The organism is Nonomuraea sp. NPDC049421 (genome assembly GCF_040677005.1).
Taxonomy (GTDB): Bacteria; Actinomycetota; Actinomycetes; order Streptosporangiales; family Streptosporangiaceae; genus Nonomuraea; species Nonomuraea salmonea.
On record NZ_JBFAQA010000039.1, the window covers coordinates 29,768 to 55,834 of the forward strand.

A 26,067-nucleotide genomic window follows, 5' to 3' on the forward strand; every position below is an offset into this window, starting at 1 on the left:
GCTGCTCCCAGGTCAGAAGCCGGGCGCGCCGGCGGCCTTGGCGAGCTGCGCGAACTGCTTCTGGGTGGCGGCGGCCACCTGCTCGGGCGTCAGACTGCCGGTGATCATGTCGGCCAGGTTGAGATAAAGGTCGGGGTTCGCGACCGCGAGCGACTGCATCGACCCGACCGACTCGCCGAGCGAGGCGTGCACGTCCTTCAGTGCCTGCGGCACCCCGTCGGGCGTCGGCACGTCAGGACGCAGCGACACGGTCTTGCGGTCGGCGACGAACGCGCCGTAACCCGGCCCCATCCAGTACGCCAGCAGTTGCCGCGCCGCCGTCTCCCGCTTCTCGTCACCGGTGCGGAAGGCCACCAGCGCGTTCGACTGGTCGGGGATCGACGTGCCCACGTTGCCGGACGGCGAGATCGGGAAGAAGCCGATCTTCTCATCCAGCTCGGCCGTGTCGGCCTTGGCCTGGAGCTGCCCGAAGAACGAGTTGACCTGCACCGCCATCGCCGCCTTGCCCGAAAGCAGCGCCTCGCCCTGGTCCTCGAACGTCGCGGTCTTGATGTCGGCGTTGAACAGCCCCTCGTCGATCAGCCCCTTGTAGGTCTTGATCGCGTCCAGGACCGTCTTGTCCTCGAACGTCTCCTTGCCGGTGTTGATCCGCTCCCACAGGCCGTCCCTGGCGGCGTCGGCGAGCTGGACCTGCACCCACCACTGGGTGGCCCACTTGTCGCCGGCCATCTCGAAGAACGGGGTGACGCCCTTGCCCTTGAGCCTGCGGGCCAGCTCCACCATCTCGTCGAACGTCTTCGGCGGCTCCTTCACGCCGTTGGCCGCGAAGACCTCCTTGTTGTAGTAGACGCCCTCGACGGCGGGGCTGGTGATGAGCGCCGCGTACCGCGTCCTGTCCAGGATCCCGGTGATGTCGCGCAGCTCGGGCGAGAGCTTCTCGATCCACGGGGCGCCGTCCAGCGGCTGCAGGTTGGCGCGGGCGTTCAGCGCGGTCAGCATCGACGCCGTCGGCTGCCAGAACGCCAGGTCCGGCTTGTCGCCGGTGGCGACCTTGGTCTGCACGCCCTGCTCGTACGGGTCGGGGACGGTGACGACCTCCACCTTGGCCCCGGTGGCCTGGGAGAAGGCGTCGGTGACCGCCTTGGGGACGGTCGTGCTGTTCTGGGCGGCCCAGACGGTGAGCGTCACCCCGTCCAGGCGGGCACTCGGGTCGGGCCAGGCGGCCGGGGCGGCCCCGGCGGTGGCCGCCGGTCCGGCGGCGGGATCGCTGCAGGCGGTGAGCGCCAGGAGGGCGCCTGCCGCGACCATGATCGCGGTACGGGGGGCGGTTCGCACGATAACGTCCTTCGGTCTCGTCACGCTGTCGGCCGGTTCTGGGGGGGACTAGCGGGGGCGGAGGTGCAGGATGCGGGCGGTGGGCGGCGGTACGTCCGCCGTGACGGTCAGCTCGGCGGCCCCCGGATCCCAGGCGAGCCGCCACCCCTCGGCCGCCTCCGGGTAGGCGATCGTGCTGTCCAGGTCGCGGCCGCGCAGGTGGGGGAGGGAGAGCACCGCACTGTCCGGCTCGCCTGGCCGCCGCCAGACGGTCACATAAAGATCGTCAAGAGCGGCGCCGTCGGCTTCGGCGGCTTTGCTTGAGGCGGCGTCGGTCGAGCGGGCGTTGCCGGCATGGGCGGTGTCGCGGAGGCCGAAGGCGAGCCAGGGGTCGTCCCAGCCGGGCAGGCCGAGCGGCCAGCACGCGGTGGCGCGCGGCAGCACCGGGCGCAGCCGGCCGTGCACCGCCACGCCCTCCCTGACCAGGGCGAGCCGGCGCTCGTCCATGAGGTGCAGGTTGCCCGACAAGTAGAGGCGGCCGAGAATCCCGGTGCACATCGCGAACACCACCTCCTCCTCGGTCATGTCCGGCTGCGGGTACGCCCAGTTGGCCGCCTGCTCGGGCAGCACCGACAGGGGAGCGGCGGCCGCGATCGGCGGGTAACGCAGGAAGTCCTGCTGGTCGCTGGTCGACTGCAGCTGCAGGCGCGAGAGCATCGCGTAGTCCATCCGCATCGCGCCGGACGCGCAGTTCTCCAGCACCAGGTGCGGATGGCGGTCGAGGACCGACTCCAGCCAGGCCAGGTGGGCCCGGTTGTGCGCGAGCAGCCCGGCGCCCGCGCTGGACGCGTCCACGTCGGTGCCCGCGCCCGGGTTGATGTTGTAGTCGAGCTTGAAGTAGCCCACTCCCAGCTCCGTGACCAGCCGGTCCACCACCTGGTCCAGGTGCGCGACGGCGGCGGGATGGCGCAGGTCGAGGTGGTAGCGGCCGTGCTCGGCCACCCGTACGCCGCCGCGCCGCAGGAACGCCTCGTCCGGCAGCTTCCCGGCCATCGGGCTGCGCACCCCGATCACCTCGGGCTCCAGCCACAACCCGGCCGTCATGCCGCGCTCCGCGATGCGGGCCAGCACCTCCTCGATGCCGCCGGGGAACCGGGTGCTCGACGGACGCCACTCGCCGACGCTGTCCCACCAGTCGCCGCCGTCGTCGTACCAGCCGGCGTCCACGCAGAACACCTCGGCGCCCGCCGCGGCGGCGGCGTCCACGAGCGGCAGCAGCTTGTCCGTCGTCGGGTCGCCCATCAGCGTGTTCATGTAGTCGTTGAACACGACCGGCAGCCGCTCCCGGTCCGGATGCGGACGCCGCGACGCGCGCCGGTGCGCGGTCAGCGCCGCCGCCGCGCCCGTCAGGCCGTCCGCCGACACCGCCACCGAGACCGGCACCGTGGTGAACGACTCGCCGGGCGCGAGCGGGTGGTTCCACTGGTGGTCGAGGTCGGTGGGGCCCGACAGGGCGGCGTAGACGCCGTCCAGCCGGTCGCCGACCTCCCAGCGCCAGGGGCCGTTGTGCTCGATCTGCCACAGCCACGTACGTCCGGAGTCGCGCTCGGACAGGCCGCCCATCGGGACGTACCGGCCGCTCGACCACGTGCCGGAACTGGTCGGCGCGAACGCGCCCCGGCCGTGGCCGTGCCCCTCCAGGCCCAGGTCGGGCAGATGGTCGGCGAGCGGGCGCCGGATCCATCGGCTCTCGCCCAGCCAGGCGCTGTCGGCGTACAGGACGTCGAGGTCGCTCGCCGGGCCGCCGTGGAAGCCGGCCGCGAACGAGGTCACCGCCAGCAGCGGCACCGGGGCCGTGCCCAGGTTCGTCACCCGGACCGACGCCCGCAGCGCGGGCACGCCCTCGTACGACTCCAGCAGCAGTTCGGCGCCCAGCTCCGAGGCCTCGTCCCGCAGCCGTACCCGCAGCTCGTGCCGGCCGTCTTCCGACGAGCGGTCCGCGCCCGCGTACCGCAGCCTGAGGCCCACCGCCGTCTCCGACAGCCGCTGCGAGGCGCGCGCCCGGCCCTCGCCCGGCACCAGCACCTCCACGACGGGCTGGGACGTCCGCGTGGGCGCCGCCGCCTGGCCGGGCGACAGCTCGCGCAGCGTCACCGGGCGATCCGGACGGATCTCCAGCGCGAGCGCGAGCCCCGAATGGCCCCAGCGCAGGGTCTCCACGACATCAGCAGGCATGCAAGCTCTCTCTTTCCGGCAATCCCACGGATCCGGCCATGATGTGACCGGTCACATGCTCGCCAGTGTGAACGGTCACACGCCTCCGGCGAAAGCCTCCTTTGCCGGATCGTTACATGCGTGTTTCGAGCGAGCCCGTGTCAGGCGGTTGGGCGCGGTGTGTTCCAAGCGGGCGCGCGGCGGAGGACCGGGAGCGGGGAGTGTTCGGAGTGAGCCCGCGTCAGGTGGCAGGGGCGGGCGTGTTTTGGGTGCGGCCGCGTCAGGCGGGCGGGGGCGGGGCGGTGGATTCGCGGATCATCAGGGCCGGGGGGACCAGGCGAGGGGCCGGCTGGGGGTGGCCGGAGAGCTCGGCCATGGCGGCGTCGAAGCAGGCGCGGCCGAGCCCTGGGAAGTCCATGCGTACGGTGGTCAGCGCGGGTGTCCAGTAGGCGGCGCCGGGGATGTCGTCGAAACCGACGATGCTGACGTGGCCCGGCACGTCCTTGCCCGCGTCGTACAGTGCCCGCCGCACCCCCTGCGCGATGTCGTCGTTGCCGCACAGGATGGCCGTGACCTGCGGGTCGGCGGCGAGTTCGCGCCCGGCCGCGTACGCGGAGGCGATGTCCCACCCGCAGCCCAGCACCTCGGGGACGGCGGCCCCGGCCGCGTGCAGCGCGTCGCGCCAGCCGGCCAGGCGGCCGCCCTGACCGCCCTCGGACGGGATCGCCACGTGGTGCACCGTGCGGTGGCCCAGGTCGAGCAGGTGCCGGGTGGCGTCGGCCGCGGCGCCCCGCTCGTCCAGCGCGATCGCGACCCTGCCACGGTCGGGCGCGGCCGGCTCGGCCACCGCCACCGCCGGTACGTGGGCCGGCAGCGCTTCCAGCACCGCGACGCCGGTCGTGTCGAAGGCGATCACCACCACGGCGCCGGCGCTGGCGTCGCTGACGTATTCGACGGCCTGCCGCACCTCGGCCGGCTCCGCCGACTCCACGACCCGCACGCTCACGGACATCCCGGCCGCGCGGGCCGCCTCCTCGATGCCCTGGAGGGTGGCGGCGTAGCCGTAGAGGACGGTGTCGGAGGTGACCACGGTGATGCCGCGCGCCCGGCCGAGGCTCAGCGCGCGGGCCGTGCGGCTGGGACGGAAGCCGAGTTGCTCGATGGCGGCGAGGACGGTGGCGCGGGTCTCGGGACGCACCCTGGGCGAGTCGTTGAGCACCCGCGAGACCGTCTGGTACGACACTCCCGCCGCTGCGGCGACGTCCCTGATGCTGGGTACGGCCGCGTCACGGGACGCGCGCGGGGAAGTCGGAGCCACCTCCCCATCGTATGACCTGATCATCCGCCCCCGGCCCGGCCCGGTCCCGCACGAACGCCTTTTCCGCACGGCGGATTTCTCGACGGAGAACGCGCTCTCCCACAACACGAAAGGGAATTGGTTGCGGCGGGTGAGGACCAACGCCCGCCGGAAGGGTGTTTCGGCGGGCGGAAGGAATGACAGGCGGCGGCTCGGCGGGAGAGGGTCGCGCGGGCGATCGACGCGCAGTCCCTGCTGCCCGGTCGGAGCGGGGAAGCGCCCGCCGGAACGGCGGGCGCGTGGGCGTGCGGCGGCTGGTCGATGCGGGAGCCCGCACGGGGGTACGCGTGCGGGCTCCCGCGGGTCAGGGTGAGAGGTCAGCGTGAGAGGTCAGGGTGAAGGGTCAGGTGCGGGTCCAGCGTTGGTTGGTGCCGCCGGAGCAGTCCCAGATCTGCAGGCGGGTGCCGTTCGCGGAGCTGACGTCGGTGGCGTCGAGGCACCTGCCCGACTGCGGGTTGACGATCTGGCCGGTGCCGGAGTTGTAGGTCCAGCGTTGCGCGCCGGTGCCGTTGCAGTCGTAGAGCTGCACCTTCGCGCCGTTCGCGGTGGAGCCGGCGGTCACGTCCATGCACTTGCCGAGCGCGCGGACCGAGCCGTCGCTGTTCCAGCTCCAGCTCTGGGCGCCGGTGCCGTTGCAGTCCCAGAGCTGGACAGGGGTGCCGTTGGCGGTGGCGGCGCCGGCCACGTCGACGCACTTGCCGCCGATGCCGGTGATCTGGCCGCCGCCGCCTGTGGCCGGCGGGGCGTAGACGCGGACGTAGTCCACGGTCAGGGTCTGCGGGAACGTGGTGCTGCCGTCGGGGTAGCCGGGCCAGTTGCCGCCGACCGCCACGTTCATGATCATGAAGAACGGGTGGTCGAAGACCCAGCGGTTGCCGCCCAGGTCGGCGGGGGTGCGGCGCTGGTATTCGACGCCGTCCACGTACCAGACGATGAGGTTCGGCGACCAGTCGACGGCGAAGGTGTGGAAGGCGTCGGCGAACGGGGCGCCGATCGTGTAGCCGGCCCCGATGCCGCCGCCCCCGCTGTAGCCGGGGCCGTGGATGGTGCCGTGGACGGTGTTCGGCTCGCGGCCGATGTTCTCCATGATGTCGATCTCGCCGTTGTCGGGCCAGCCCGACGTGCCGCCGAGCATCCAGAAGGCCGGCCAGATGCCCTGCCCGCGCGGCAGCTTCATGCGCGCCTCGAACCGCCCGTACGTGCGGGTGAAGGTGGCGGCGGTGAGCAGGCGGGCGGAGGTGTACTGGCAGGTGCCGTAGTGGCACTGGTAGTTGGCCGGGTTCTCGCGGCGGGCGGTGATCACCAGGTTGCCGTTGCCGTCCTTGGCGGCGTTACGGGTGCTGTCGGTGTAGTACTGGTGCTCGTTGTTGCCCCAGCCGCCACCGCCGATGTCGAAGCGCCACTTCGAGGAGTCGACGGCGCTGCCGGCGGGGCCGTCGAACTCGTCGGACCAGACGAGCGGGCCTGGGGCGGGTGCGGCGCTCGCGGTGCCGGTCATGGGAGCGACCAGAGCGGCGATCGCGGCGAGGGCGGTACCGATGGCGAGGAGCATTCTGGAACGGGGGGTGCGTGCCATGTGGTTACCTCATCGGATCCACGGGGGTGAGTTTACGGAAACCTTCCGGCAACTTGAGTGCTCCTGTCAAGAGAGCGCTCTCTCACTTCTCGTCGATGCGTCCCCCGGCGGATCTGACGCGCTGGTAATGGCGGGCGACGCGCATCCGGTTGCCGCAGCGGGCGGCGGCGCACCAGCGCCGGCGGGGGTGCGCGGGCAGGAACAGTGTCACGCAGTCGTCCGCCTCGCACGCGCGGACGGTGGTCACCGCCGGGTCGGTCAGCAGTTCGGCCGCCGCCTCGGCGAGCCAGGCCGCCAGCCGGTCCGCCGCCGATCCGGCGCGCCGCCGGGCGGCCATCACCGCGCCGCCGTCCCAGGCCAGCTCGGTGATGGCGGGCGCGGCGCGCTGGGCGCGGTTGAGCGCGTCGAGGGCTTCCTGGGGCGGCTGTTCGCCCCGCCGTACGCACTCCAGCGCCCGAGCCGTGTGCTCGCGCACCTCGCGGACGGCGGCGAGGCAGGCGTCGGAGACCGCGAGGTCCTGGACGACGGGGAACCGGGCGGCCTCCAGGTCCAGCCACCTGCGCAGCGCCTGCGGCGTGGCCAGGTGGTCGCCGTCGGCGTTGCGGGTGTTGACGAGGTCGAGCGCGAGGGGCTCGCCGACCAGGGGACCGGGATCACTCATGCCCCTAATGCTATGCGACGGGTTTGACACATTAGGGAAGCGCCAGGTTGTATCTAATGCATCAGCAACGAAGGAAGGCATTAGAGATGACCGCACCAGCCCGCACCGCGCACCGCCACGTCGACGTCGACGGAGTCCGCGTCTTCTACCGCGAGTCCCTGCCGGACCGCGCCGACGCACCCGTCCTGCTGCTGTTGCACGGCTTCCCGTCGGCCTCCCACCAGTACCGCGGCCTGTTCGACCGGCTCGCCTCCCGCTACCGGCTCATCGCCCCCGACCACCCGGGCTCCGGCCACACCGAGGCCCCGGCCGGCTACACGTACACCTTCGACCGGCTCGCCGACCTCACCGAGGGCTTCGTCCGCGCGCTCGGCCTGACCCGCTTCGCCCTGTACGTCTTCGACTTCGGCGCCCCGGTCGGCTTCCGCGTCGCCGAGCGCAACCCCGAGTGGATCGCCGGCCTGATCGTCCAGAACGGCAACGCCTACGCGGACGGCCTGTCGGACGCCGCGATCGAGCTGCTCTCACAGCGCCCGGACATGCCGGGCGCCGAGCAGCGCGTGCGCGCCGAGCTGACCCTGGACGCCGTCCGCGCCCAGTACGTCACCGGCGTCCCCGACCAGGCCCTGGTGGCCCCGGACGGCTGGACGCTCGACCACCACTTCCTGGAGCGGCCGGGCCACAAGGACGCCCAGGCGGCGCTGCTGTTCGACTACCACACCAACGTCGAGAGCTACGACCGCTGGCAGGCATGGCTGCGCAAGCACACCCCGCCCGCGCTCATCGTGTGGGGCGAGCACGACCCGTTCTTCACCGAGGCGGGCGCCCGCGCGTACCTGCGCGACCTGCCCGATGCCGAGCTGCACCTGTTCGACACCGGGCACTTCGCGCTGGAGACCCACGTCGCGGAGATCGCCCCGCTCGTGGCGGCCTTCCTGAACCGCACTCAGTGAAGGACGGCGGTGAACGTCCGGCCGTAGGCGTGCCGGGTCGTCGCCCGGACGAGGGTGCCGCCCGGCACGCGCCGTACGGTGACGCCCTCGCCGGCCTCCGACACCCGCAGCGGCCGGCCGGGCACGAGCACCGAGACGTGGTCGCGCTGCATCGTCGGGTCGGACAGGGCGACCTCGGTGCGCTTGCCCGACTGCCGCACGATGAGCGCGGCCGGGCCGTCCACGAGCAGGCGGCCGGCCAGGCGCGGCCCCTTCGCGAAGACGGTGCAGGCGGTGATGCCGAGCCCGTCGTGCCGGACGGCCTGCACGTCGCGGGTGTTGGCCACGACGCTCACCGGGCCGCGGGCGTAGCGGCGCAGCGCGGCCTCGGTGGCGTGGGGGACCAGCGCGTACGCCAGTGCGTCGTCGCCCGCGACGGTGGCGGTGAACACGTTCTTGGTGACGGCCGTGTCGGGGTTGCCGGTCCTGACGACCCTGCGGCTGCGGGTGACCGTCTCCAGCCCCGCCGTGACCGGCCGCCTGGCGAGGAAGGCGTAACCGACGGAGGTGCCCCGGGTGCCGTTGGCGTACCGCAGCCACCGCAGGGGCGTGGCCGCGCCGCCGGCCTGCCAGGCGCGCCCGTCCCAGCGCTCGCCGGTGAGCGCCACCGCGTCATCGGGCGCGGCGATGCGGCTGTCGACGGTGGTCACCACGTCGCGCCCGCCCTGCCCTGAGATGCCGGCCGCCAGCACCACGATCTCGTCGTCGAACATGAACCACGACTTGGTGGCGCGGGCGTTGCGGTAGGCCACGAAGTCGCCGGGCAGCAGGCCCTCCTGCTTGGCGGTGTAGGCCACGTCGTCGGACTGCACCATGCCCGCCACGCCGTACGCGCCGAGCGTGGCCCCGCCGGAGAAGGCGTTCTCGCCGCGCGGGAAGTACACGTAGGTGTTCTGTGACTCCGACGAGGACGTGAAGTTCAGCGGGTGGCCGGGGTTCTCGTACCACAGGCGCCCGTACAGCTCGGGGATCGTCCGCCGCTCCTCCACCGGCGCGGTGACCCCGGCCAGCCGGTACGGCGACACGGTCGTGTAGTAGTCGACCCCGTACACCTCCCGCTGGTCCTCGCCCGACAGGTAGAGGTAGTAGGCGCCGTCGCCCTGGAACCAGGGCACGAGGTTCTCGCCGCTCATGTACTCGTACTTGCTGATCCGCTCCGAGCTGCGCGCCAGCGCGAACGCGTAGCCGGGACGGCGGTGCACGGTGCGGTCCATCGCGTTGAACGCCACCGACCGCGCGGCCGGGTTGAGGTCGGCGGCGGGGACGGAGGCGTCGGCGCGGACGGCGGCGTAGCGGGCGATGCCGCCCGGCGAGACGAACGCCGTGGTGTCGGCGGCCGGCAGGAACCGCAGGTACTTCTTCAGCGGCAGCGGGTCGTCGACGTGCTCGGCCAGGTCGGCGATGGCCTCCACGATCACGTTGAGGTCGGTGTAGCCGCTGGTGGTACGCGAGACCGCGCGCCCCTTGACGATCTCCATCATCCAGCCCTCGAAGATCAGCGGGGCGAAGCCGTCGCTGATCCACCGGTACACCACGGCCGGCAGGTCGGCGAACCCGGTCGTGGCGCCCTGGAGCATGTTGAGCGTCTGGACCACGCGGGTCAGCAGGGCGCGGCCGTACGAGCCGGTGTAGGCGACCGAGTGGTGCTGGATGAAGGAGCCGTCGGCGTAGTAACCGTCGGTGTTGCCGTGCCGCAGGTTGTACGGGTCGATCGTGGCGAAGACCGTCGACTGGTCGGCGATCGCCTTGGCGACCCGGGCGTCGTCGCCGGTGAGCGCGCCCTGCAGGATGCGGTTGGCGGTGATGTCGGCCAGGTTCGCGCCGGTGTGGAAGCGGGAGTCGAGATCGACGTCGCCGTCCTTGCCGTTGCGCAGGTAGGCGTCCAACGAGGCGAGGTAGGGCGGGGTCAGGTCGCCGCGCAGTTCGTCGGGCAGCAGGGCGAGGGTCCTGCTGACGTGGGTGGGGATGGCGATCTCCCAGTTGTGCCAGTTGCCGTAGTAGCCGGCCGACTGGTCGCCGAAGTACCGCTCGTGCAGCCAGGCCAGGCCGTCGGCGGCGCGCCGCGCGGCGGTGGCGTCGCCCTCCAGCGCGCTGCCGGGGGTGCGGGTGGCCAGCGCGATCTCGTACAGGTACTGGTAGGCCAGGCGGAGGTTGACGTCGTCGGTGCCGAGCGCCAGACCGGCGAACAGCTCGCCGTCGCCCGCCTGGTCCATGGCGGTCAGCCGCTGCCTGGCGGCGTTGACGATGGCGGTGAGCTTGCCCGCCACCTCCGGCCGGGCGTTGACCTCGGGGGTGCCGGCGAGGATGGCGACGGTGTTGGCGAGCAGGCGTCCGTGATCGACGGCCTGTACGGCTCCTGACACGGCTTCTGACACAGCGGCTCGGCCTGCTGTGGCGGCGCGGGCCGGGGTGGCGACGGCCAGCAGACCGGCGGCGGGGACGAGGGAGAGCACCTGACGGCGGGACATGTGCGGCACTGCTTTACTCCAGGCCGTTAGGGGGGATACGGCTGGGCCTCACCGTACATGATCGCCGATCGGCTTCACAGGAAGAGCCTCGCCCGTCACCACCAGTGCTGGAGGCCGAAGGCCGTCACGACGATCGCGAGCACCGCCATGAAGGTGATCACGATCGCGGCCGCCACGACCGACGCCCGGCGCAGCGCCCTGTTCACCCGCCGCTTGTGCCGGAGGGCGCGATGGACCGCTCGCTCAGCTCTCATCCGGGAGATGTCCGTACGATCCACAACGTCACTCTCTCGCCGGGCACCGGTCGTGCGCAAGCCTAGGCCGAGGGGCTCATGGCCTGGCGGAAGAACTCCTTTGCGCCGGTCGGGCGGACGCCGGGGTAGCGGTGGTTGTCGAGCGGGTCGAGCTTGCCCTTCCCGCTCACCATGGCCCACGTGTACTGCAGCAGCAGCCATGCGAACGGGTCGGCCCCGCCGGCCTGGAGGCGGTCGATCTCGGCCTTCAGCTCGCCGACCCCGCCGAGCCTGCGGGCCTGGAGTCGCCGGCCCGAGCCGCGCTCCATCGCCTGGTGCAGCTCCTTCAGTGTCAGCACGTCTCCCGCGACCCGCACCGTGCGGCCGGCGGCGGCCGGGTCGAGCGCCGCCTCGGCCGTCCATTCGGCGGTGTCGGTCATGGTGGAGAAGTCGATCGGCTGGTCGCCGTCGCCCCAGTAGCTGAAGGTGCCGGACCGCCAGTCCACCCAGTTGTAGAAGGGCTGGTTGAGCACCTCCAGAAAGGCGCCGCAGAGCACCGACGTGGTCGCCACGGGGCTGCCCGCGAACGACTCGGCGGCCTTCCTGCGCAGGTCGGCGAAGTCGTTGTCGCCGTGATCGAGCCGGTCGATGGCCAGTGAGAAGTCGGACGGGATCAGCCGGGGGACCCCGGCCCGCTCGGCCGCGCTCAGGAGGTTGGCCTGGCCGTCGATGATGACGTCGGCGCCGCCCTGGACGGCGGAGACGATCACGTCGGAGCCCTCCAGCGCGCGGGCGAGCCGGTCGGCGGGGTCGCGGATGTCGCCTTCGACGACCTCGACGTCCTGGCCGAGCGCCCTGCGGCCCTCGGTGTTGCCCGGCCTGACGAGGGCGCGGACCCTGGCGCCGCGCCGCTGGAGGCCGCCGATGACGAGGCGGCCGAGCGTGCCGGTCGCGCCTGCCACGAAAACGGTGGACATGAGTGTCTCTCCTTCCCGGCCGGCGGCGGTCGCCACCGGCCGTGTACGTCGCCGAACAACATGGTTGCGCAGACAACTATTCCCTGTTGTTGCTTGCGCAGATAAATGTCTGGCATTGATACGAGCCCGCGCGGTGACCGATACACGATGGATGGGCAGGTCGCCCAGGATGTCCCGAGTGCGCCGTACGGCGTGCCCCGCGTGCCGGGCGGCGCGCGGGCGGCACCACGGAAAGACACGACGATGCCCAGCACCAGAAACCTCGCCCAGGCCGCGCTGGCGGGGGCGGCGGTCGCCTGCCTCACCGCCCCACCGGCGGCCGCCGCGTCCGCCGGCACCGCTCCCGGCGTTCACGCCGGCTCGCCGCCGGCCGGCCTGAACGCCGCTCCTGGGCAAGGCGCGGAGGCGCTCACCTGGCGGCCGTGTGCCACGACGGCCAAGGACTGGCCGGCGCCGGAGGACACCAAGTCGGAATGTGCGCTGGTGACCGTTCCGATGGACTACGCGAAGCCGGACGGGCGGAAGATCAAGATCGCGGTGAGCCGGCTGAAGGCCGCAGACCCCGCGAAGCGGCGGGGCGTGCTCGTCATCAGCCCCGGCGGCCCCGGCATCTCCAACATCACCGCCCCGTCGAGCTACGCCGCCAACGGCCTCGCCCCGCTGGCCACCGACCACGACCTGATCGGGTTCGACCCGCGCGGCGTCGGCTACAGCGACAGGATCGACTGCGACGAGGGCGCGTTCGAGCCACCGGCGGGCGCGTCGGCCAAGGCGCAGGCGAAGGCGCTCTTCGACCACATGGCAGCCGCCAACAAGCGGTGCACCGCCCTGGACCCGGCCTTCGCCAGGCAGCTCACCACCAGGAACATCGCCCGGGACGTCGACACGATCAGGGCGGCGCTCGGCGAAACGAAGATCAGCTTCTACGGCGTCTCGTACGGCACCGCGGTCGGGCTCAACTACCGCTCGCTGTTCGACACCCGCGTCGAGCGGATGTGGCTGGACTCGGTGATGCCGCCGGTCATGGACCTCGCCGCGATGGACGCCGCCGTGAACGCGGTCGCCGAGCGCAACTTCGACGGCTTCGTCACCTGGCTGGCCGGACACGACCCCGAGTACCACTTCGGCGCCACCCCGCAGCAGGCCCGCGAAGCCGTCTTCGCCCTGCGCGACAAGCTCACCAGGAAGCCGCGCCCGGCGGGCAAGGGCGCCAGGCTGGACGGCGAGTGGGTCAGGAGCCTGCTCGGCCTCGACGCGACCGGCTGGGCCACCGCCGCCAGAGATCTGGCGACCGCGCGCGACGGCGGAGTCCCCCGCTCGGCGCGCCCGAGCTCCGGCACCGCCCCGGTGTACGGCTTCGATGACGCGCCGCTCGGCCTGAACTCCACCCAGTACAACGGGGTCTTCTGCAACGAGGGCACCGGCGGGCGCGACTTCGGCCGGCTGTGGGCCGACGCCGAGGCCAGGCGGCGCACGTACCCGGCGACCGGGGGCGGCATCCAGTTCGGCAGCTGGTGCGCCGGCTGGCCGTGGCCCGCGCAGCCGTGGCGGCCGGTCAGGGGCGCGAGCCCGCTGCAGGTGTCGGGCCACGTCGACGAGGCCACCACGCCGTACGCGTGGGCCGTCGACACGGTCAAGGCGGCCGGCGGCGCCCTGCTCACCGTCCAGGACGACGCGCACGCCTCGCTGGCCAAGCTGCCGTGCGCGGACAAGGCCGTCGCGTTCTTCCGCACCGGCCGCACCGCCACGGGCACCTGCCCCGGCATGCAGTGACCTCTCTCATAGAACGGACCCCCAGATGCGCATCCTCATGCTCCTCGCCGCCCTCCTCTCGCCGGTGTCGGGCCTGGCCGGCACCGCGGAGGTGAACGGCTGCTCGGGCGCCCTCGTACGCACCCCGGCCAGCACCCCCGACGACCCCGCACTCGTCCTGACGAACGGTCACTGTTACGAAGGCGCCTGGCCGGTGCCCGGCGAAGTGCTGGTGGACCGGCCATCCCACCGCCTGATCCGGCTGCTCGACGACGCCGGGCGACCGGCCGCCGCCGTGCATGCGGAAAGGGCCGCGTACGTCACGATGACCGGCACCGACGTCGCCCTCTACCGGCTCGGCACCACGTACCGGCGGCTGGAGCGCGACCATCAGGTCCGCCCGCTCACCCTCGCGGCCGCCCGCCCCGCGCCGGGCACCCGGATCAAGGTGCTCTCCGGCGGCCTGAAGAAGGTCTTCACCTGCGCGATCGACCGGCTCGCCTACCGGGTGCTGGAGTCGGGCTACGTCACCGAGGACGTGCTGCGCTACACCAAGACGTGCCAGACCGGGCCGGGCAGCTCCGGCTCCCCGGTCGTGGACGTCAGGAGCGGCCAGGTCGTCGGCATCAACAACACCAGCAACCGCGACGGCGGCGCCTGCACCCAGGACAACCCGTGCGAGATGGACCGCGACGGCGTCATCACCAAGCACAAGTCGATCGCGTACGGCACGCAGACGTACTGGCTGACCACCTGCCTCACCACCGGCAACCGGCTCGACCTCGACCGGCCGGGCTGCCTGCTGCCGAGGCCCGATCCGCGGCGCGCCTGAGCCTGGTCAGGCGATGGAGCAGGTGTCGCCGTCGGGCGGCCCGAGACTGGCCAGCAGCAGGAGGGCGGTGTCCTTGCCGAAGGCGGCGATCGCCGCCTCGCCGACCCGCTCGAGGCCGGGGGTGGGCGGGCTGCCCGGCTCGAACGTCGAAGCGTCACGGATCAGTGCCTCGGCCTCGTCCAGCACGCCGCGCTGCTCCGCCGTCAGCTCGGGATTGTCGGCGCGGAAGCGGAGCAGCTGCTCAAGCCAGAGATCGCTGCGCTCCTGCCCGGACAGGTCCTGATAGAGCCGCCGCCTCTCGGCCACGGGGTGGGCGATGAACGCGTCGTACGTCTCGTCCATGGGGCTCCTGCCGCTCGGGACGGGTGGACTCTCCCCCCGGGGGAGACCTCATGCTACTCCTCAGCCCCACCACGCTCTGAGGAGATGTCGAGGATGACCATCGTGACCGGCGTCGAGCCCCGCGGCCTGCACCACTGCGAGACCACCGCGCTCGGGGTGCTGCTCCGCCACGAAGGGCTCGACCTGCCGGAGCCGCTGCTGTTCGGGCTCGGCGCCGGTCTGTCGTTCGTCTACTGGGACGGCAAGGCGATGCCGGTGCCGTTCGTCGGCGGCCGGGTCAAGCCGTTCGAGCTGACCAGGAACCTGGCCGCCAGGCTGGACCTGACGCTGACCGTCCAGGAGACCTCCTCAACGCGCCGGGCCTGGGCGAACGTGGCCACGCCCCTTGACGCGGGCCGTCCCGTCGGCCTGCAGCTCGACTGCTACCACCTCGACTACTTCCGCTCGAAGGTGCACTTCGGCGGGCACGTCGTCGCCATGTACGGCTACGACGACCACGACGCCTACCTGGTGGACACCGCGCAGCAGGGCGGCGACGTGCGTACCGGGCTCGCCGGCCTCGCCCTGGCCCGCGCGGAGCGCGGCCCCATGACCGCCAGGAACCGCTCCTTCACCCTCGCCCTGCCCGCGCACCCCGTCCGCTGGCAGGAGCACCTGGTTCCCGCCGTCAGGGACTGCGCCGCCGCCTTCCTCGCCGCGCCCATCGCGAACCTCGGCCACCGTGGCATCGCCAAGGCCGCCGCGAAGGTGCCCACCTGGTGGGACCGCGCCGAGGACCCGCGCCGCGACCTGCCGCAGGCGGCACTCCTCATGGAGCAGGGCGGCACTGGCGGCGGCCTGTTCCGCGCGCTCTACCGGGACTTCCTCGCCGCGTGCGCCGAGCTGGTGGGGGGTGCGGAGCTGCGTACCGGTCACCGGCTGTACGGTGAGGCCGCCGGCCTGTGGACCGACGTGTCCGCGCTGATCGCCAAGGCGGGGGAGAGCGGTGACCCCGGCCACCTCGCCCAGGCAGGGGCACTCCTGCGCGACCTGTCCCGCATCGAACGCGAGGCCATGGAGGCGCTGGTTACCCCTTCCTAGGATCTTTAGGTATAACCTAGTGCAGTAAGTTTATTGCCTAGGAAAGGTCGGTGACCCATGGCGCGTGCCGGGCTGACCGTGGAACGCGTGACTTTCACCGCCGCGGAACTGGCCGACGAGGTCGGGCTCGACCACGTCACCATGTCGGCGGTGGCGCGCCGGCTCGGCGTCAAGGACGCCAGCCTCTACGCGCACGTACGCAACCTGGAGGACCTGCGCGGGCGGATCGCGCTGCTGGGCGCGGACGAGAAGACCATCCGCATCGCCGAGGCCACCGCCGGGCGGGCCGGGAAGGACGCGCTCGTCGCGTACGCCGACGCCTGGCGGTCCTACGCCCACGACCATCCGGGCCGCTACACCGCGACCCAGGTCCCGATCCCCATCGACCCCGAACTGGCCGCCAAGGCGGCGGGGCCGCGGCGGGCGGTCGAGCTGACGTACAGCATGCTGCGGGCGTACCGGCTGGAGGAGCCGGACCTGACCGACGCCGTCCGCCTGATCCGCAGCGCCCTGCACGGCTTCGTCAGCATCGAGGCCGCCGGCGGCTTCGCCCACGCCCGCCCAGCCACCGACTCATGGCCCCGCTGCATCGAGGCCCTGCACAACGCCCTCGAACACTGGCCAACCCGCACGGAGGAAACCCCCACATGACCACCCCACCTACCAACCGCCCGCAGATAAAAGGCGCGAACCCGCCCACATCACAACACCGCGCAGACAGCACCACGCCGACGACGGGCCGGCTGCCCGTGGACGGCGCCACGCCGACGACCGGCCGGCTGCCCGTGAACGGCCTCGCCCCGACGACGGGGCGGTTGCGCGTGGACGGCGCCACCCTGCACTACGAGGTGCGCGGCAGCGGGCCGCTCGTGTTGCTGATCCCCGGCGGGACGGGCGGCGCCGCCTCCTTCGATGCCGTCGCCGACCGGCTCGCCACCGAATACACGGTCGCCTCCTACGACCCGCGCGGCCTGACCCGCAGCCCGCTCGACGACCCCGACGCGCCCCAGCGAGTCGAGCAGCACGCCGAGGACGCATACCGGCTCCTGGACCTGCTCTCCCCGGACACCCCCGCCCGCGTGGCAGGCTGCAGCTCCGGCGCGATCACCGCCCTCCACCTGCTCACCACCCACCCCGACCGCGTGCAAAAGGTGGTGGCCCACGAACCCCCGCTGGTGGAGGTCCTCCCAGACGCCCCCGAACACCGAGCCCTCCTCATCAGGGTCCAGGACACCCTGCAAAGGGAGGGCCTGATGCCCGCAGCAGCCATCTTCGCCGCCGGCCTCCAAGCGGAGCCCACTTCACCCGAGCCACCCGCCGACCCCAACGCGAGCCGCACCACACCCACACCGACACCAGCCGCCGATTCACGGGCGGGCTCTGCCTCGCCTGCGTCGGCGTCTGCTCCGGGTCTCCGGGCCGACCACTCCGCCTCATCTGCGCCGGCGTCTGCCCCGGGTGTCCAGGCCGGACCCTCCGCCTCACCTGCGTCGGCGCCCGCTGCCGGTGCCGAGGTCGGCCGTCCCGCCCCTTCCGCTCCCTCCGCCGCACCGGTGGAGACGAGTGGGTTGCCGGCGGAGGCCGCTGCGAGGGTGGAGCGGACGATGGGGGATATGCCGTACTTTCTCGGGCGGATCGTGCCGAGTTTCATGGGCTATGTGCCCGACCTCGACCGGCTTCAGGCCCTGTCCGAGCGGCTGGTGCTTGCGGGTGGTGCCGAGTCGCGGGGGGAGGTGCCCTACCGGCCGGCGGCGGTCATGGCGGAGCGGTTCGGCACGGAGCTGGTGCACTTTCCCGGTGGGCACACCGGGCTCAGCACGCACCCCGGCGAGTTCGGTGAGCTGCTGGCCAAGCTGCTGAGGTGACCGACGCTAGCTCGCGCTGAGCAGGTCGGTGAAGCGTCGGGTGTCGACGTTGCCGCCTGAGGCGATGAGGCCCACGCGGCGAGGTGCGGCGTCCAGGCGGCCGGAGAGCAGGGCGGCGAGCGGGGTGGCACCGCTGGGCTCGATGACGACCTTCAGGTACTCGAACGCGAACCGCATCGCCTCCACGATCTCCGCGTCGCTCACCAGGACGACCCCGTCGGCCAGCCGCCGGTTGATCGCGAACGTCAGCTCGCCCGGCGTGGGCAGCGCCTGCCCGTCGGCGATCGTCCTGGGCACGGGGATGGTGACGCGCTCCCCGGCCTCCAGCGAGCGCTTGGTGTCGTCGCCGCTCTCCGGCTCGACGCCGATGACCCGGATGGCGGGTTGCACTGCAGTGGCGGCGATCGCGGTGCCGGCCAGCAGCCCGCCCCCGCCGACGGGCACGAGCAGGGCGTCCAGCTCGCCGGTCTCGGCCAGCAGCTCAAGGGCGGCGGTGCCCTGACCGGCGATGACGTCGGGATGATCGTAGGGAGGGATGAGGGCCAGGCCGCGCTCGTCGGCCAGCGCGCGGGCGAGCGCGGTGCGGTCTTCGCTGTAGCGGTCGTATGTGACGACCTCGGCCCCGTAACCGGCGGTGGCCGCGCGCTTGGAGCGGGGCGCGTCCTCGGGCATGAGGATGACGGCCGAGGTGCCGAGCTCGCGCGCGGCCAGCGCGACGGCCTGGGCGTGGTTGCCCGAGGAGTAGGCGGCGACGCCCCGCGCCCGCTGCTCGGGGGAGAGCAGCGCGATGGCGTTGTACGCGCCGCGGAACTTGAACGCCCCGACGCGCTGGAGGTTCTCGCACTTGACGAACACCTCGGCGCCGGCCCGCTCGTCGAGTATGCGGGAGGTGAGCACGGGCGTGCGGTGCGCGATGCCGTCGAGCCGGGTGGCGGCGGCGCGTACGTCGTCGATCGTGACGGGCGTGGCGATGTCCATGGAGTTCCTCGGGCGCGTATGCATCAGCTGATCTTCGATCCTAGGCGGCGGCGGGCTTGAGAGCGGCGCTGTGCCGGACGAAGCCGGTGATCTGCAGCGCCCAGATGAGCGCGGCGGTCGCGATCATGGCACTCCACACCCCGGCCAGCCCCCAGGCCGTGGCCGCCGGGACCATGGCGAGCGTGAGCAGGCCGTAGCCGGTGCCGACCGCGGCCAGCTGCCAGGAGGAGCGCTTGAGCCCGACCAGCCCGTACGCGGTGACGATCGCGCAGTTGCTCACCAGCGAGAACACCACGAGCAGCGGCACCAGCCCAAGAGCGAGAGCATGAACGGCGGCGTCCTGCGTAAACAACCGCAGCACCACCTCACCCGCGACGAGCACCACCACCCCGCCCGCGACCACCCCGCCCGCCGCGACCGTGACGGCGGCGAGGATCAGCCGCCTGGCCTCGCGAGGGGACGAGGCCCGCGCGACCTCCGGCGTCACCGCCTGCGCGGCGGCGAAGGCGGCGAGCCCCAGGAGTCCGTCCAGGGACAGCAGGATCGCGTGCGCGGCGGCCTGGTGCACGCCGGTGCGCGCGGCGGCGTACGCGACCCCGCCCATCACCGTGAACTTGACGATCAGCGTGGCCGACAGGGGCAGGCCGACCCTGGCCATGCGCAGGATCCGCCGCCCGCGCGGCCGTCCCGGCCACCACGACTGTCCGGCCAGCTCGGGCAGCCGCAGCAGCAGCACGTTCGCGACCACGACCTGGACGGCGGTGGCGGTGACCATCGCGACGCCGGTGCCCTGGACGCCGTACGCGGGCACGAGCGCGAGCAGCAGCACGACCTGCGCCGCCGTACCGGAAAGGCCGGACCACAGCACCTTTCTGCTGTGCCGCAGCGCGATCAGCATGCCGCCCGCGCCGCTGCCCGCCGCCGACAGCAGCACCTGCCCGGCGAGGAGCGCGGGCAGGGCGCCCAGCTCGGCGATCGCCGCCTCGGGCGCCCCGCCGGCCCGCGCGATGAGGGGCACGGCCAGCACCACGCCGGCGCCCGCCGTCCCGAGCGTGAGCGTGAGCCAGCGGGCGTCCTTCAGGACGGCGAGCGCCTCGGCGGGACGGTCACGGCAGGCGGCGACGAACGGCGACATCCCGCGCAGACCGCCCGCCACGGCGGCCGTCACCGGGCTGAGCACGGCGCTCGCCAGCGTGAACGCGGCCAGCTCGGCGGTCGCCTGACGGCCGAGTAGGGAGGTGCCGAGAAGTTGCGCGACGACGCCGGCGCTCATGGACAGCAGCAACGGCAGCGCCGCGCTCAGGACGACACGGAGAGAAGGGGACATGAAAAGCAAAATCCCGGGCGGACGAGCGCTCGGGACGTGATCATTCTATCGCATCCGCGCCTCACACGACGTGGGTTCGCAGGCGGGCAGAGCTTCTCAGGGGGCGTCCGCGGCTCATACGACGTGGTTGCGCAGGCGGAGGTCCTCTGGGTAGGGCTGGAAGTACGTCTGTTCCGCCACGTACGTGGCCGCCGCGCCGCGCGCGTGGTGGAGCAGGAGGGCGAGCGGCACGCTCAGCGCCACCCGGCGCGCCTGGTAGGAGGCGATGACCTCGGCCACGTCGGCGCGGCGCACCGGGTCGAGCCCGTCGCCGATCATGCCGAGGCAGTGCTGCAGCACGTTGACGTGCCGCCCGACCGTCGTCGGCGTCGCCATCGCGGTGCGGAACGCGATGCTGTAGGCGGCGGCCACCTCATCGCTCGGCCGGGTGCCCGCCTGGGCGGCCAGGCGGCCGGTCTCGCGGTAGCCCTCGGTGGTGTGGGCGAGCAGCTGCATCTTGTGCCTGGCCTGGAAGGCCATCAGGTCGCGGGGCTTCCATGGGCTCTCCAGCAGCTCGCGCAGCCGGGCGTGGGCGAAGATCCGCTCGGTGAACGCCTCCCGCCGTACGGCGTCGTTGAGCCGGCCGTCGTCCTCCACGGGCAGCAGCGGGTGCGCCTCGATCACCGCGTCGGCGAACATGCCGCGCTGCTGCCTGGTCACCGCGTTCTCGCCGGCGTAGAGCGGGATGCCGTGGATGCCGCAGCTCGGGCTCTTGGCCTTGAACACGTACCCGTCGGCGGCCAGCTCCGCGGTGCGCTCGGCGGCCAGCTCGGCCATGGCGGGGGTGAGGTCGCGGCGGCTGCGGCGGGTCATCAGCCGGGGGCCGTCAGGGGAGCGTTCGAGGCGCAGCGCCTCGCGGGGCGCGCCGAGGCCGATCGCCATCTCGGGGCAGAGCGGCAGCCAGTCCACGAACGGTGCGAGCTCGTCGGTGAGGTAGCGGCTGCGGCTGTGGCCGCCGTTGTGCCGTACCGGCTCGCCGAGCAGGCAGCTCGACACCGCCACCCGGGGTCTGCCGCATCCCTGACCTTCCTCCATGCTGGTCAGCTGCCCAGGAGCGTAAGCCGCACGCCTGCCCTTCGTAACCTGAAGGTCGGCTTTTCGGGGTTACACTGGAGGAATGCCCGCCGTTCCCGTCCTCGACGTGAGACACGTGGTCGCGTTCGTCAACGAGTACGCCGACCCGCCGCGCGAGGCCGCGGGAGAGCAGGAGACACCGTATCCCGACGCGCACGATCTCCTGGCCTGGCCCCCCGGGCTCGCGCTGCCCGCGACCGGCGGCCTCGTCGCGGCGGCGAACGCCGTCTTCCCCGTCTTCGCCGCGGCGCGCGACGGCCGGGCACTGGAGGAGCTGAACGCCCTGCTCCGCGCCGTCCGCCCGCTGCCCGTGGCGGCCCCCGACGGCCTGCGCTGGACGGCCGGCGACGCCGCCGACCTGCTGCCCGCCGCGCTGGCCACCTGCCTGCTGTCCTGGCTCATGACGCACGAGCAGGCCAGGCTGGGCACCTGCCACGCCTCCCGGTGCGTCGACGTCTACACCGACGCGTCCCCGGCGGGCCAGCGCCGCTTCTGCTCCGCCACCTGCCTCAACCGGCACAAGGTGGCCGCCTACAGGAAGCGCGCGTCCGCCCGAAAGGTCACCTGATCGTGAGCGCCGAGCGGCCGGCGTAGCGGGCCTCGGCGCCGAGCTCCTCCTCGATGCGGATGAGCTGGTTGTACTTGGCGGTCCGCTCCGAGCGCGACAGCGAGCCGGTCTTGATCTGGCCGCAACCGGTGGAGACGGCGAGGTCGGCGATCGTGGTGTCCTCGGTCTCGCCGGAGCGGTGCGACATGACGACGCCGTAGCCGGCCTCCTCGGCGGTCCGTACGGTGGTCAGCATCTCGGTCAGGGTGCCGATCTGGTTGACCTTGACCAGGATGGAGTTCGCGACGCCGGCGTCGATGCCCGCCCGCAGGAGGGCGGCGTTGGTGCAGAACACGTCGTCGCCGACGAGCTGGCAGGTCGCGCCCAGGCGCTCGGTGACGAGCCGCCAGCCCTCGGCGTCGTCCTGGGCCATGGGGTCCTCGATGGACACGATGGGGTAGGCGGCGACGAGCCGGGCCAGGTAGGCGGCGTGCTCGTCGACGTCGCGCCGGACGCCCTCGCCGGCGTAGTGGTAGGCGCCGTCGCGGTAGAACTCCGAGGCGGCCGGGTCGAGCATGACGGCGATGTGCGTGCCGGGGGAGTAGCCGGCGTCGGAGATCGCGGTGCCGATGAGGTCGAGCGCCTCTTCCGCGGTGCGCAGGTCGGGGGCGAAGCCGCCCTCGTCGCCGACGCCGGTGTGGTGGCCGGCCTTCTTGAGCGCGGCGTGCAGGGTGTGGAAGACCTCCGAGCCCATCCGTACGGCGTCGGCGAAGGTCGTCGCCCCGATCGGCGCGATCATGAACTCCTGGAAGTCGAGCGGGTTGTCGGCGTGCGCGCCGCCGTTGATGACGTTCATCATCGGCAGCGGCAGCAGTGCGGCGTCCGGGCCGAGATAGCGGTAGAGCGGCAGCCGGTGCGAGGCGGCGGCGGCCTTCGCCGTGGCCAGCGAGACGCCGAGCACCGCGTTCGCCCCGAACCTGGCCTTGCCCGGCGTGCCGTCGAGCGTGATCATCGCCTCGTCCACGGCCGCCTGCTCCTCGGCGTCCATCCCGGTGACGGCCGCGGCGATCTCGCCGGTGACGGCCTTGATCGCCTGGCGCACGCCCTTGCCGTGGAAGCGGCGCGGGTCGCCGTCGCGCCGCTCCACCGCCTCGTTCGTGCCCGTCGACGCGCCCGACGGTACGGCCGCGCGGCCCAGGGAGCCGTCCTCCAGGACGACGTCCACCTCCACGGTCGGATTGCCGCGGCTGTCGAGGATCTCCCTGCCCGCCACCCGGACGATTGCTGTCATGTCTGCCTTCCCCGTACCGAATTCCAAAGAGGAACTCACTAAGTTCCAAGAGAGAACTTACACTGGTCCCGGACGCGGGCGCCATCCCGCGAGCGAGGAGAAGCGTGGTGGCCCGAGAGCTGCGGGAGCAGGACGCCGGTTGCGCGATCGCGCAGGCCGCCGCGGTGGTGGGGGAGTGGTGGAGCCTGCTGATCGTGCGCGAGGTGACCCGTGGCCGCCATCGCTTCGACGACCTGCACGCCGAGCTCGGCATCTCGCGCCGGGTGCTGGCCGAACGGCTCAAGCACCTGCTCGACCACGGCGTCCTGGAACGGCGCCCCTACCAGCAGCGGCCCACCCGCTACGAATACCGGCTGACCGCCGCGGGTCACGCCCTGGCCCCGCTGCTGGCCGGCCTCCAGGACTGGGGCGAACGCTTCCTCCTCGGCGACGGCGCCCCGGCCACCGCCCCCACCGAGACGGAGACCGCCCGCCTCCACGCGCTGCCCGGCACCCCGATCCCGCATCCCCTGCTCCTCCGGGCGGCGAACGGCGACGAGGTGGACGTCGTCGCCCCCGACGCCCGCGCCACCGTCATCCTCGCGGGTGACGTCTTCGCCGGCGGTCAGCCCGGCGCGTTCGCCGAAGCCGGGGTGGCGTTGCGGGGCGTCACCACGCGGGAGGTGGGCGAGCAGGCGTTGCGGGGCGTCACCACGCAAGAGCCTGGTGAGCAGGCGTTCCCGGTGCTGTCGGACGCCGAGCTGACGCTGTGCGCCGCCCTGGGGTTGCCGACCTTCCGCACCGGGCACACGCTGCACCTCAAGCCCGTCGTCATCGTCGCCGACGCCCACCGGACGATCCGCCACGTGCTCTGCCCGGCCACCGACGCCACCGCCGCGCTCAAGGAGGCGCTCCGGCTGGCGGCCGGCGTGACCAGCCGCTTCGTCCGCTGAACCGTTCGCCGGAATGCGAGCAGAATGCGGCGTGTTGCGCGATGCGTCCCCGAAGGACGCACCGGATGAGAGGTCACCGATGAGCCGTCAGCAGCGCCAGGACCTGGACGACATGCTGCGCAACGCCCCCAAGATGGCGGGCGACACCGTCGAGCAGGCCCGTACGGACTTCGCCACGCTTTTCGACGTGCCCGCCCCCGACGGCGTCACCGTCCGCGACACCACGCTCGGCGGCCGCCCCGCCCTGGAGCTCACGCCCGAGGGCGCGGGCGGGGACACGGTGGTGCTGTTCCTGCACGGCGGCGGATACGTCGTGGGCTCCCCGCGTACGCACGCCGCCCTGGCCGGCGAACTGGCCCGCCGCGCCCGCACCAGGATCGTCTCGCTCGACTACCGGCTCGCCCCCGAGCACCGGTTCCCCGCGGCGGTCGACGACGGCCTGGCCGCCTACCGCGAGTTGCTGGAAAGGGGCACCAGCCCGGCCGCGATCGCGCTGGCCGGCGACTCGGCGGGCGGCGGGCTGTCCGTCGCCACGCTGCTCGCGGCCCGCGAGGCGGGGCTGCCGATGCCGGCGGGCGCCGTGCTGTTCTCGCCGTGGGCCGACCTGACGCTCACCGGGACCAGCATGGAGGGCAAGCTCGGCGCCGACCCGATCTTCGTCCGGGCCGACCTCGAGGGCTACCGCACGCACTACCTCGGCGCGGGCGACCCGGCCGCGCCGCTGGCCAGCCCCGCGCTCGCCGACCTCACCGGTTTGCCGCCGCTGCTCGTCCAGGCCGGGTCGAACGAGCTGCTGCTGGACGACTCGGTACGCCTGGCCGCCGGGGCGGGCGCGGCCGGCGTGGACGTCACGCTGCGCGTCTGGGGCGGACTCCCGCACGTCTTCCAGCACCACACGGCGCTGGTGGAGGAGGCGGGACAGGCGCTCGACGACGCGGCGCTCTTCCTCTCCCACGCCTACCGCACGGCCGCCGCGGAACCGGCGACCGCCTGAGCGGGGCGGGGTGCGTCAGCGGCAGCCGACGCCGATGACGTCGCGGCGGCCGTTGTAGTCGGGCTCGCCGCCGCCGTGGCCGCCGAGGGGACCATGACGGCCACGGCCGAGACCGCTGCCGCCGCCGATACCACCGTGAGAATTCGCTTGAACCTTGCTCTCCGGAAATAGCGGACAAAACGCAACATATCCTGCCCACCAATGGCAGGGACCGCGCTCGGCGGCGGGCGCATCGAGATCGTTCCGTCATCTCGGCAGGACGTGTCAGGCGCCCGCGCGGCGGAGGCGTTCGGCGGCCTGGGTGGCGACGGCGTCGCCGGAGACCGGCCGCTGGCCGTACAGGGCCTCGTAGCGGGCGTTGTGCGACGCCGTCCACAGGCTGGCCGCCCACGCGACCTCCAGCTCCACCCCCGTGAACGCCCGCCCCCTGGCCTCCTGATACGCCTCCAGGAAGGCCGCCGAGCTCGCGACCGGCGCCAGCGTCGGCTGGCCCGAGCTGGCGAACGCCCCGCTCGCCGCCCCCACCAGCGCCGCCTCCGGCTGCCAGGCCAGGCTGTCCCAGTCGTGCACCGTCCACAACCGCCCGTCACGCCAGCGCAGGTTCTGCGCCTCGAAGTCGGCGTGACCGAGCACGCGCGGCAGCCCGGCCGCCAGGATGCGCCTGCGCGCCCGCTCCGCCGTCTCGACGACGTGCACGGGCACCCGGCTCTGATCCTGCTCGTCCAGGTAGGGGATGGCCGGCCAGGTGCCGGCGCCGCCGTGGTCCCAGCGCGCCCAGCGCGGGCTCGGCAGCGGCGGCTCCACGCTCACCTCGGCCAGCTCAGCCATCAGCCCGGCGAACATCTCCGCGCAGCGTACGGCCACCTCAGGCGAGTCGCCTGTGAGCACCTCGCCACCCGGCCTGAACTCCTCGGCGTGCACGGCCAGCGACCCCACCTCGGTCACCGGCGTCAGCGGGCGGGCGCACGGGAACCCGCGCTCGGCCAGCCGGGCCTGCGCCGTCACGCACGACGCCGCCCTGCCGCCGTCGGCACGCGCCTTGACCACCACGTCCGCACCGCCGGCCAGCCGCAGGCCGAACACCATCGAGGTCTGCTGCAACCGGAACAACACGCCCTCGGGCTCGCTGCCGAGCCGACGCAGACACCAGGCCGGCAACCAATCCGGCAAATCGTTCATAGACACGGGGAAGACTCTGCCAAAAGCGCTGTCCCCCATGCGA

At 72.8% G+C, this 26,067-nt stretch carries 23 protein-coding genes; 9 read left to right on the top strand and 14 right to left on the bottom strand.

Annotated features, from left to right (window positions below):
* Positions 1-12: 12 nt before the first annotated feature.
* From AB0K18_RS43905 to AB0K18_RS43925, 5 genes are all read right to left on the bottom strand, one after another.
* Positions 13-1,335: an ABC transporter substrate-binding protein gene (locus AB0K18_RS43905; protein ID WP_364927083.1), complete on the bottom strand. Its 1,323-nt coding sequence runs from the start codon at positions 1,333-1,335 to the stop codon at positions 13-15.
* Between the two features lie 48 nt (positions 1,336-1,383).
* Complete coding sequence (locus AB0K18_RS43910; protein WP_364927086.1) at positions 1,384-3,549, bottom strand: alpha-galactosidase; 2,166 nt, start codon at positions 3,547-3,549, stop codon at positions 1,384-1,386.
* Positions 3,550-3,808: 259 nt separating this feature from the next.
* Positions 3,809-4,846, bottom strand: coding sequence for a LacI family DNA-binding transcriptional regulator (locus AB0K18_RS43915; protein ID WP_364927089.1), 1,038 nt, complete (start codon positions 4,844-4,846; stop codon positions 3,809-3,811).
* A gap of 382 nt (positions 4,847-5,228) precedes the next feature.
* Entirely contained in the window at positions 5,229-6,461 is a 1,233-nt protein-coding gene (locus tag AB0K18_RS43920) for a family 16 glycosylhydrolase (RefSeq protein ID WP_364927092.1), read from the bottom strand.
* 82 nt (positions 6,462-6,543) lie between these two features.
* A complete protein-coding gene (locus tag AB0K18_RS43925) occupies positions 6,544-7,122 on the bottom strand; it encodes an ABATE domain-containing protein (protein WP_364927095.1) in 579 nt (192 codons plus the stop codon).
* An 86-nt stretch (positions 7,123-7,208) separates the two neighbouring features.
* Here AB0K18_RS43925 and AB0K18_RS43930 point away from each other — a divergent pair, with 86 nt between their 5' ends.
* Positions 7,209-8,075, top strand: coding sequence for an alpha/beta hydrolase (locus tag AB0K18_RS43930; RefSeq protein ID WP_364927098.1), 867 nt, complete (start codon positions 7,209-7,211; stop codon positions 8,073-8,075).
* On the opposite strand, the gene AB0K18_RS43935 is transcribed toward AB0K18_RS43930, so the two are convergent.
* From AB0K18_RS43935 to AB0K18_RS43945, 3 genes are all read right to left on the bottom strand, one after another.
* Entirely contained in the window at positions 8,069-10,582 is a 2,514-nt protein-coding gene (locus tag AB0K18_RS43935) for a polysaccharide lyase family 8 super-sandwich domain-containing protein (RefSeq protein WP_364927101.1), read from the bottom strand. The genes AB0K18_RS43930 and AB0K18_RS43935 overlap by 7 nt on opposite strands.
* Positions 10,583-10,677: 95 nt before the next feature.
* Positions 10,678-10,836 carry a hypothetical protein gene (locus AB0K18_RS43940; protein ID WP_345385290.1) on the bottom strand — a complete coding sequence of 53 codons (159 nt, stop codon included), beginning with the start codon at positions 10,834-10,836 and terminating at the stop codon, positions 10,678-10,680.
* Positions 10,837-10,898: 62 nt separating this feature from the next.
* The gene (locus AB0K18_RS43945) at positions 10,899-11,792 is read right to left on the bottom strand and encodes an NmrA family NAD(P)-binding protein (protein WP_364927104.1); all 894 of its coding nucleotides are present in this window, start codon (positions 11,790-11,792) and stop codon (positions 10,899-10,901) included.
* A gap of 243 nt (positions 11,793-12,035) precedes the next feature.
* Between AB0K18_RS43945 and AB0K18_RS43950 the strand changes: the two genes are divergently transcribed.
* Positions 12,036-13,565 carry an alpha/beta fold hydrolase gene (locus AB0K18_RS43950; RefSeq protein WP_364927107.1) on the top strand — a complete coding sequence of 510 codons (1,530 nt, stop codon included), beginning with the start codon at positions 12,036-12,038 and terminating at the stop codon, positions 13,563-13,565.
* A gap of 25 nt (positions 13,566-13,590) precedes the next feature.
* Entirely contained in the window at positions 13,591-14,376 is a 786-nt protein-coding gene (locus AB0K18_RS43955; protein ID WP_364927109.1) for a serine protease, read from the top strand.
* A 6-nt stretch (positions 14,377-14,382) separates the two neighbouring features.
* Here AB0K18_RS43955 and AB0K18_RS43960 read toward each other — a convergent pair whose 3' ends face one another.
* Entirely contained in the window at positions 14,383-14,718 is a 336-nt protein-coding gene (locus AB0K18_RS43960) for a bacteriocin fulvocin C-related protein (protein WP_364927111.1), read from the bottom strand.
* 93 nt (positions 14,719-14,811) lie between these two features.
* On the opposite strand from AB0K18_RS43960, the gene AB0K18_RS43965 reads away from it, so the two are divergent.
* The 3 genes from AB0K18_RS43965 to AB0K18_RS43975 are packed head-to-tail and all read left to right on the top strand — an operon-like array spanning position 14,812 to position 17,663.
* Positions 14,812-15,798, top strand: a complete 987-nt coding sequence (locus AB0K18_RS43965) for a BtrH N-terminal domain-containing protein (RefSeq protein WP_364927114.1) — start codon at positions 14,812-14,814, stop codon at positions 15,796-15,798.
* 57 nt (positions 15,799-15,855) lie between these two features.
* A complete protein-coding gene (locus AB0K18_RS43970; protein WP_364927117.1) occupies positions 15,856-16,449 on the top strand; it encodes a WHG domain-containing protein in 594 nt (197 codons plus the stop codon).
* Positions 16,446-17,663 (top strand): alpha/beta hydrolase, encoded by a 1,218-nt coding sequence (locus tag AB0K18_RS43975; protein ID WP_364927120.1) that lies wholly within the window; start codon positions 16,446-16,448, stop codon positions 17,661-17,663. The genes AB0K18_RS43970 and AB0K18_RS43975 overlap by 4 nt, the downstream gene beginning before the upstream one ends.
* A 6-nt stretch (positions 17,664-17,669) precedes the next feature.
* Here AB0K18_RS43975 and AB0K18_RS43980 read toward each other — a convergent pair whose 3' ends face one another.
* From AB0K18_RS43980 to AB0K18_RS43990, 3 genes are all read right to left on the bottom strand, one after another.
* Positions 17,670-18,641: a threo-3-hydroxy-L-aspartate ammonia-lyase gene (locus AB0K18_RS43980; protein ID WP_364927122.1), complete on the bottom strand. Its 972-nt coding sequence runs from the start codon at positions 18,639-18,641 to the stop codon at positions 17,670-17,672.
* A 40-nt stretch (positions 18,642-18,681) separates the two neighbouring features.
* Entirely contained in the window at positions 18,682-19,968 is a 1,287-nt protein-coding gene (locus AB0K18_RS43985) for an MATE family efflux transporter (protein ID WP_364927125.1), read from the bottom strand.
* Between the two features lie 114 nt (positions 19,969-20,082).
* Positions 20,083-21,042, bottom strand: coding sequence for a DUF523 and DUF1722 domain-containing protein (locus AB0K18_RS43990; protein ID WP_364927128.1), 960 nt, complete (start codon positions 21,040-21,042; stop codon positions 20,083-20,085).
* Between the two features lie 82 nt (positions 21,043-21,124).
* Between AB0K18_RS43990 and AB0K18_RS43995 the strand changes: the two genes are divergently transcribed.
* The gene (locus AB0K18_RS43995) at positions 21,125-21,649 is read left to right on the top strand and encodes a CGNR zinc finger domain-containing protein (RefSeq protein WP_364927129.1); all 525 of its coding nucleotides are present in this window, start codon (positions 21,125-21,127) and stop codon (positions 21,647-21,649) included.
* Here AB0K18_RS43995 and eno read toward each other — a convergent pair.
* A complete protein-coding gene (gene eno, locus AB0K18_RS44000) occupies positions 21,642-22,919 on the bottom strand; it encodes a phosphopyruvate hydratase (RefSeq protein ID WP_364927131.1) in 1,278 nt (425 codons plus the stop codon). The genes AB0K18_RS43995 and eno overlap by 8 nt on opposite strands.
* Positions 22,920-23,026: 107 nt before the next feature.
* On the opposite strand from eno, the gene AB0K18_RS44005 reads away from it, so the two are divergent.
* Together AB0K18_RS44005 and AB0K18_RS44010 are read left to right on the top strand one after the other, a co-directional pair.
* Positions 23,027-23,851: a winged helix-turn-helix transcriptional regulator gene (locus tag AB0K18_RS44005; RefSeq protein WP_364927133.1), complete on the top strand. Its 825-nt coding sequence runs from the start codon at positions 23,027-23,029 to the stop codon at positions 23,849-23,851.
* Between the two features lie 79 nt (positions 23,852-23,930).
* Positions 23,931-24,845, top strand: coding sequence for an alpha/beta hydrolase (locus AB0K18_RS44010; protein ID WP_364927135.1), 915 nt, complete (start codon positions 23,931-23,933; stop codon positions 24,843-24,845).
* Positions 24,846-25,109: 264 nt separating this feature from the next.
* On the opposite strand, the gene AB0K18_RS44015 is transcribed toward AB0K18_RS44010, so the two are convergent.
* Positions 25,110-26,024 (bottom strand): phosphotransferase, encoded by a 915-nt coding sequence (locus tag AB0K18_RS44015; RefSeq protein WP_364927237.1) that lies wholly within the window; start codon positions 26,022-26,024, stop codon positions 25,110-25,112.
* Positions 26,025-26,067 lie beyond the last annotated feature (43 nt).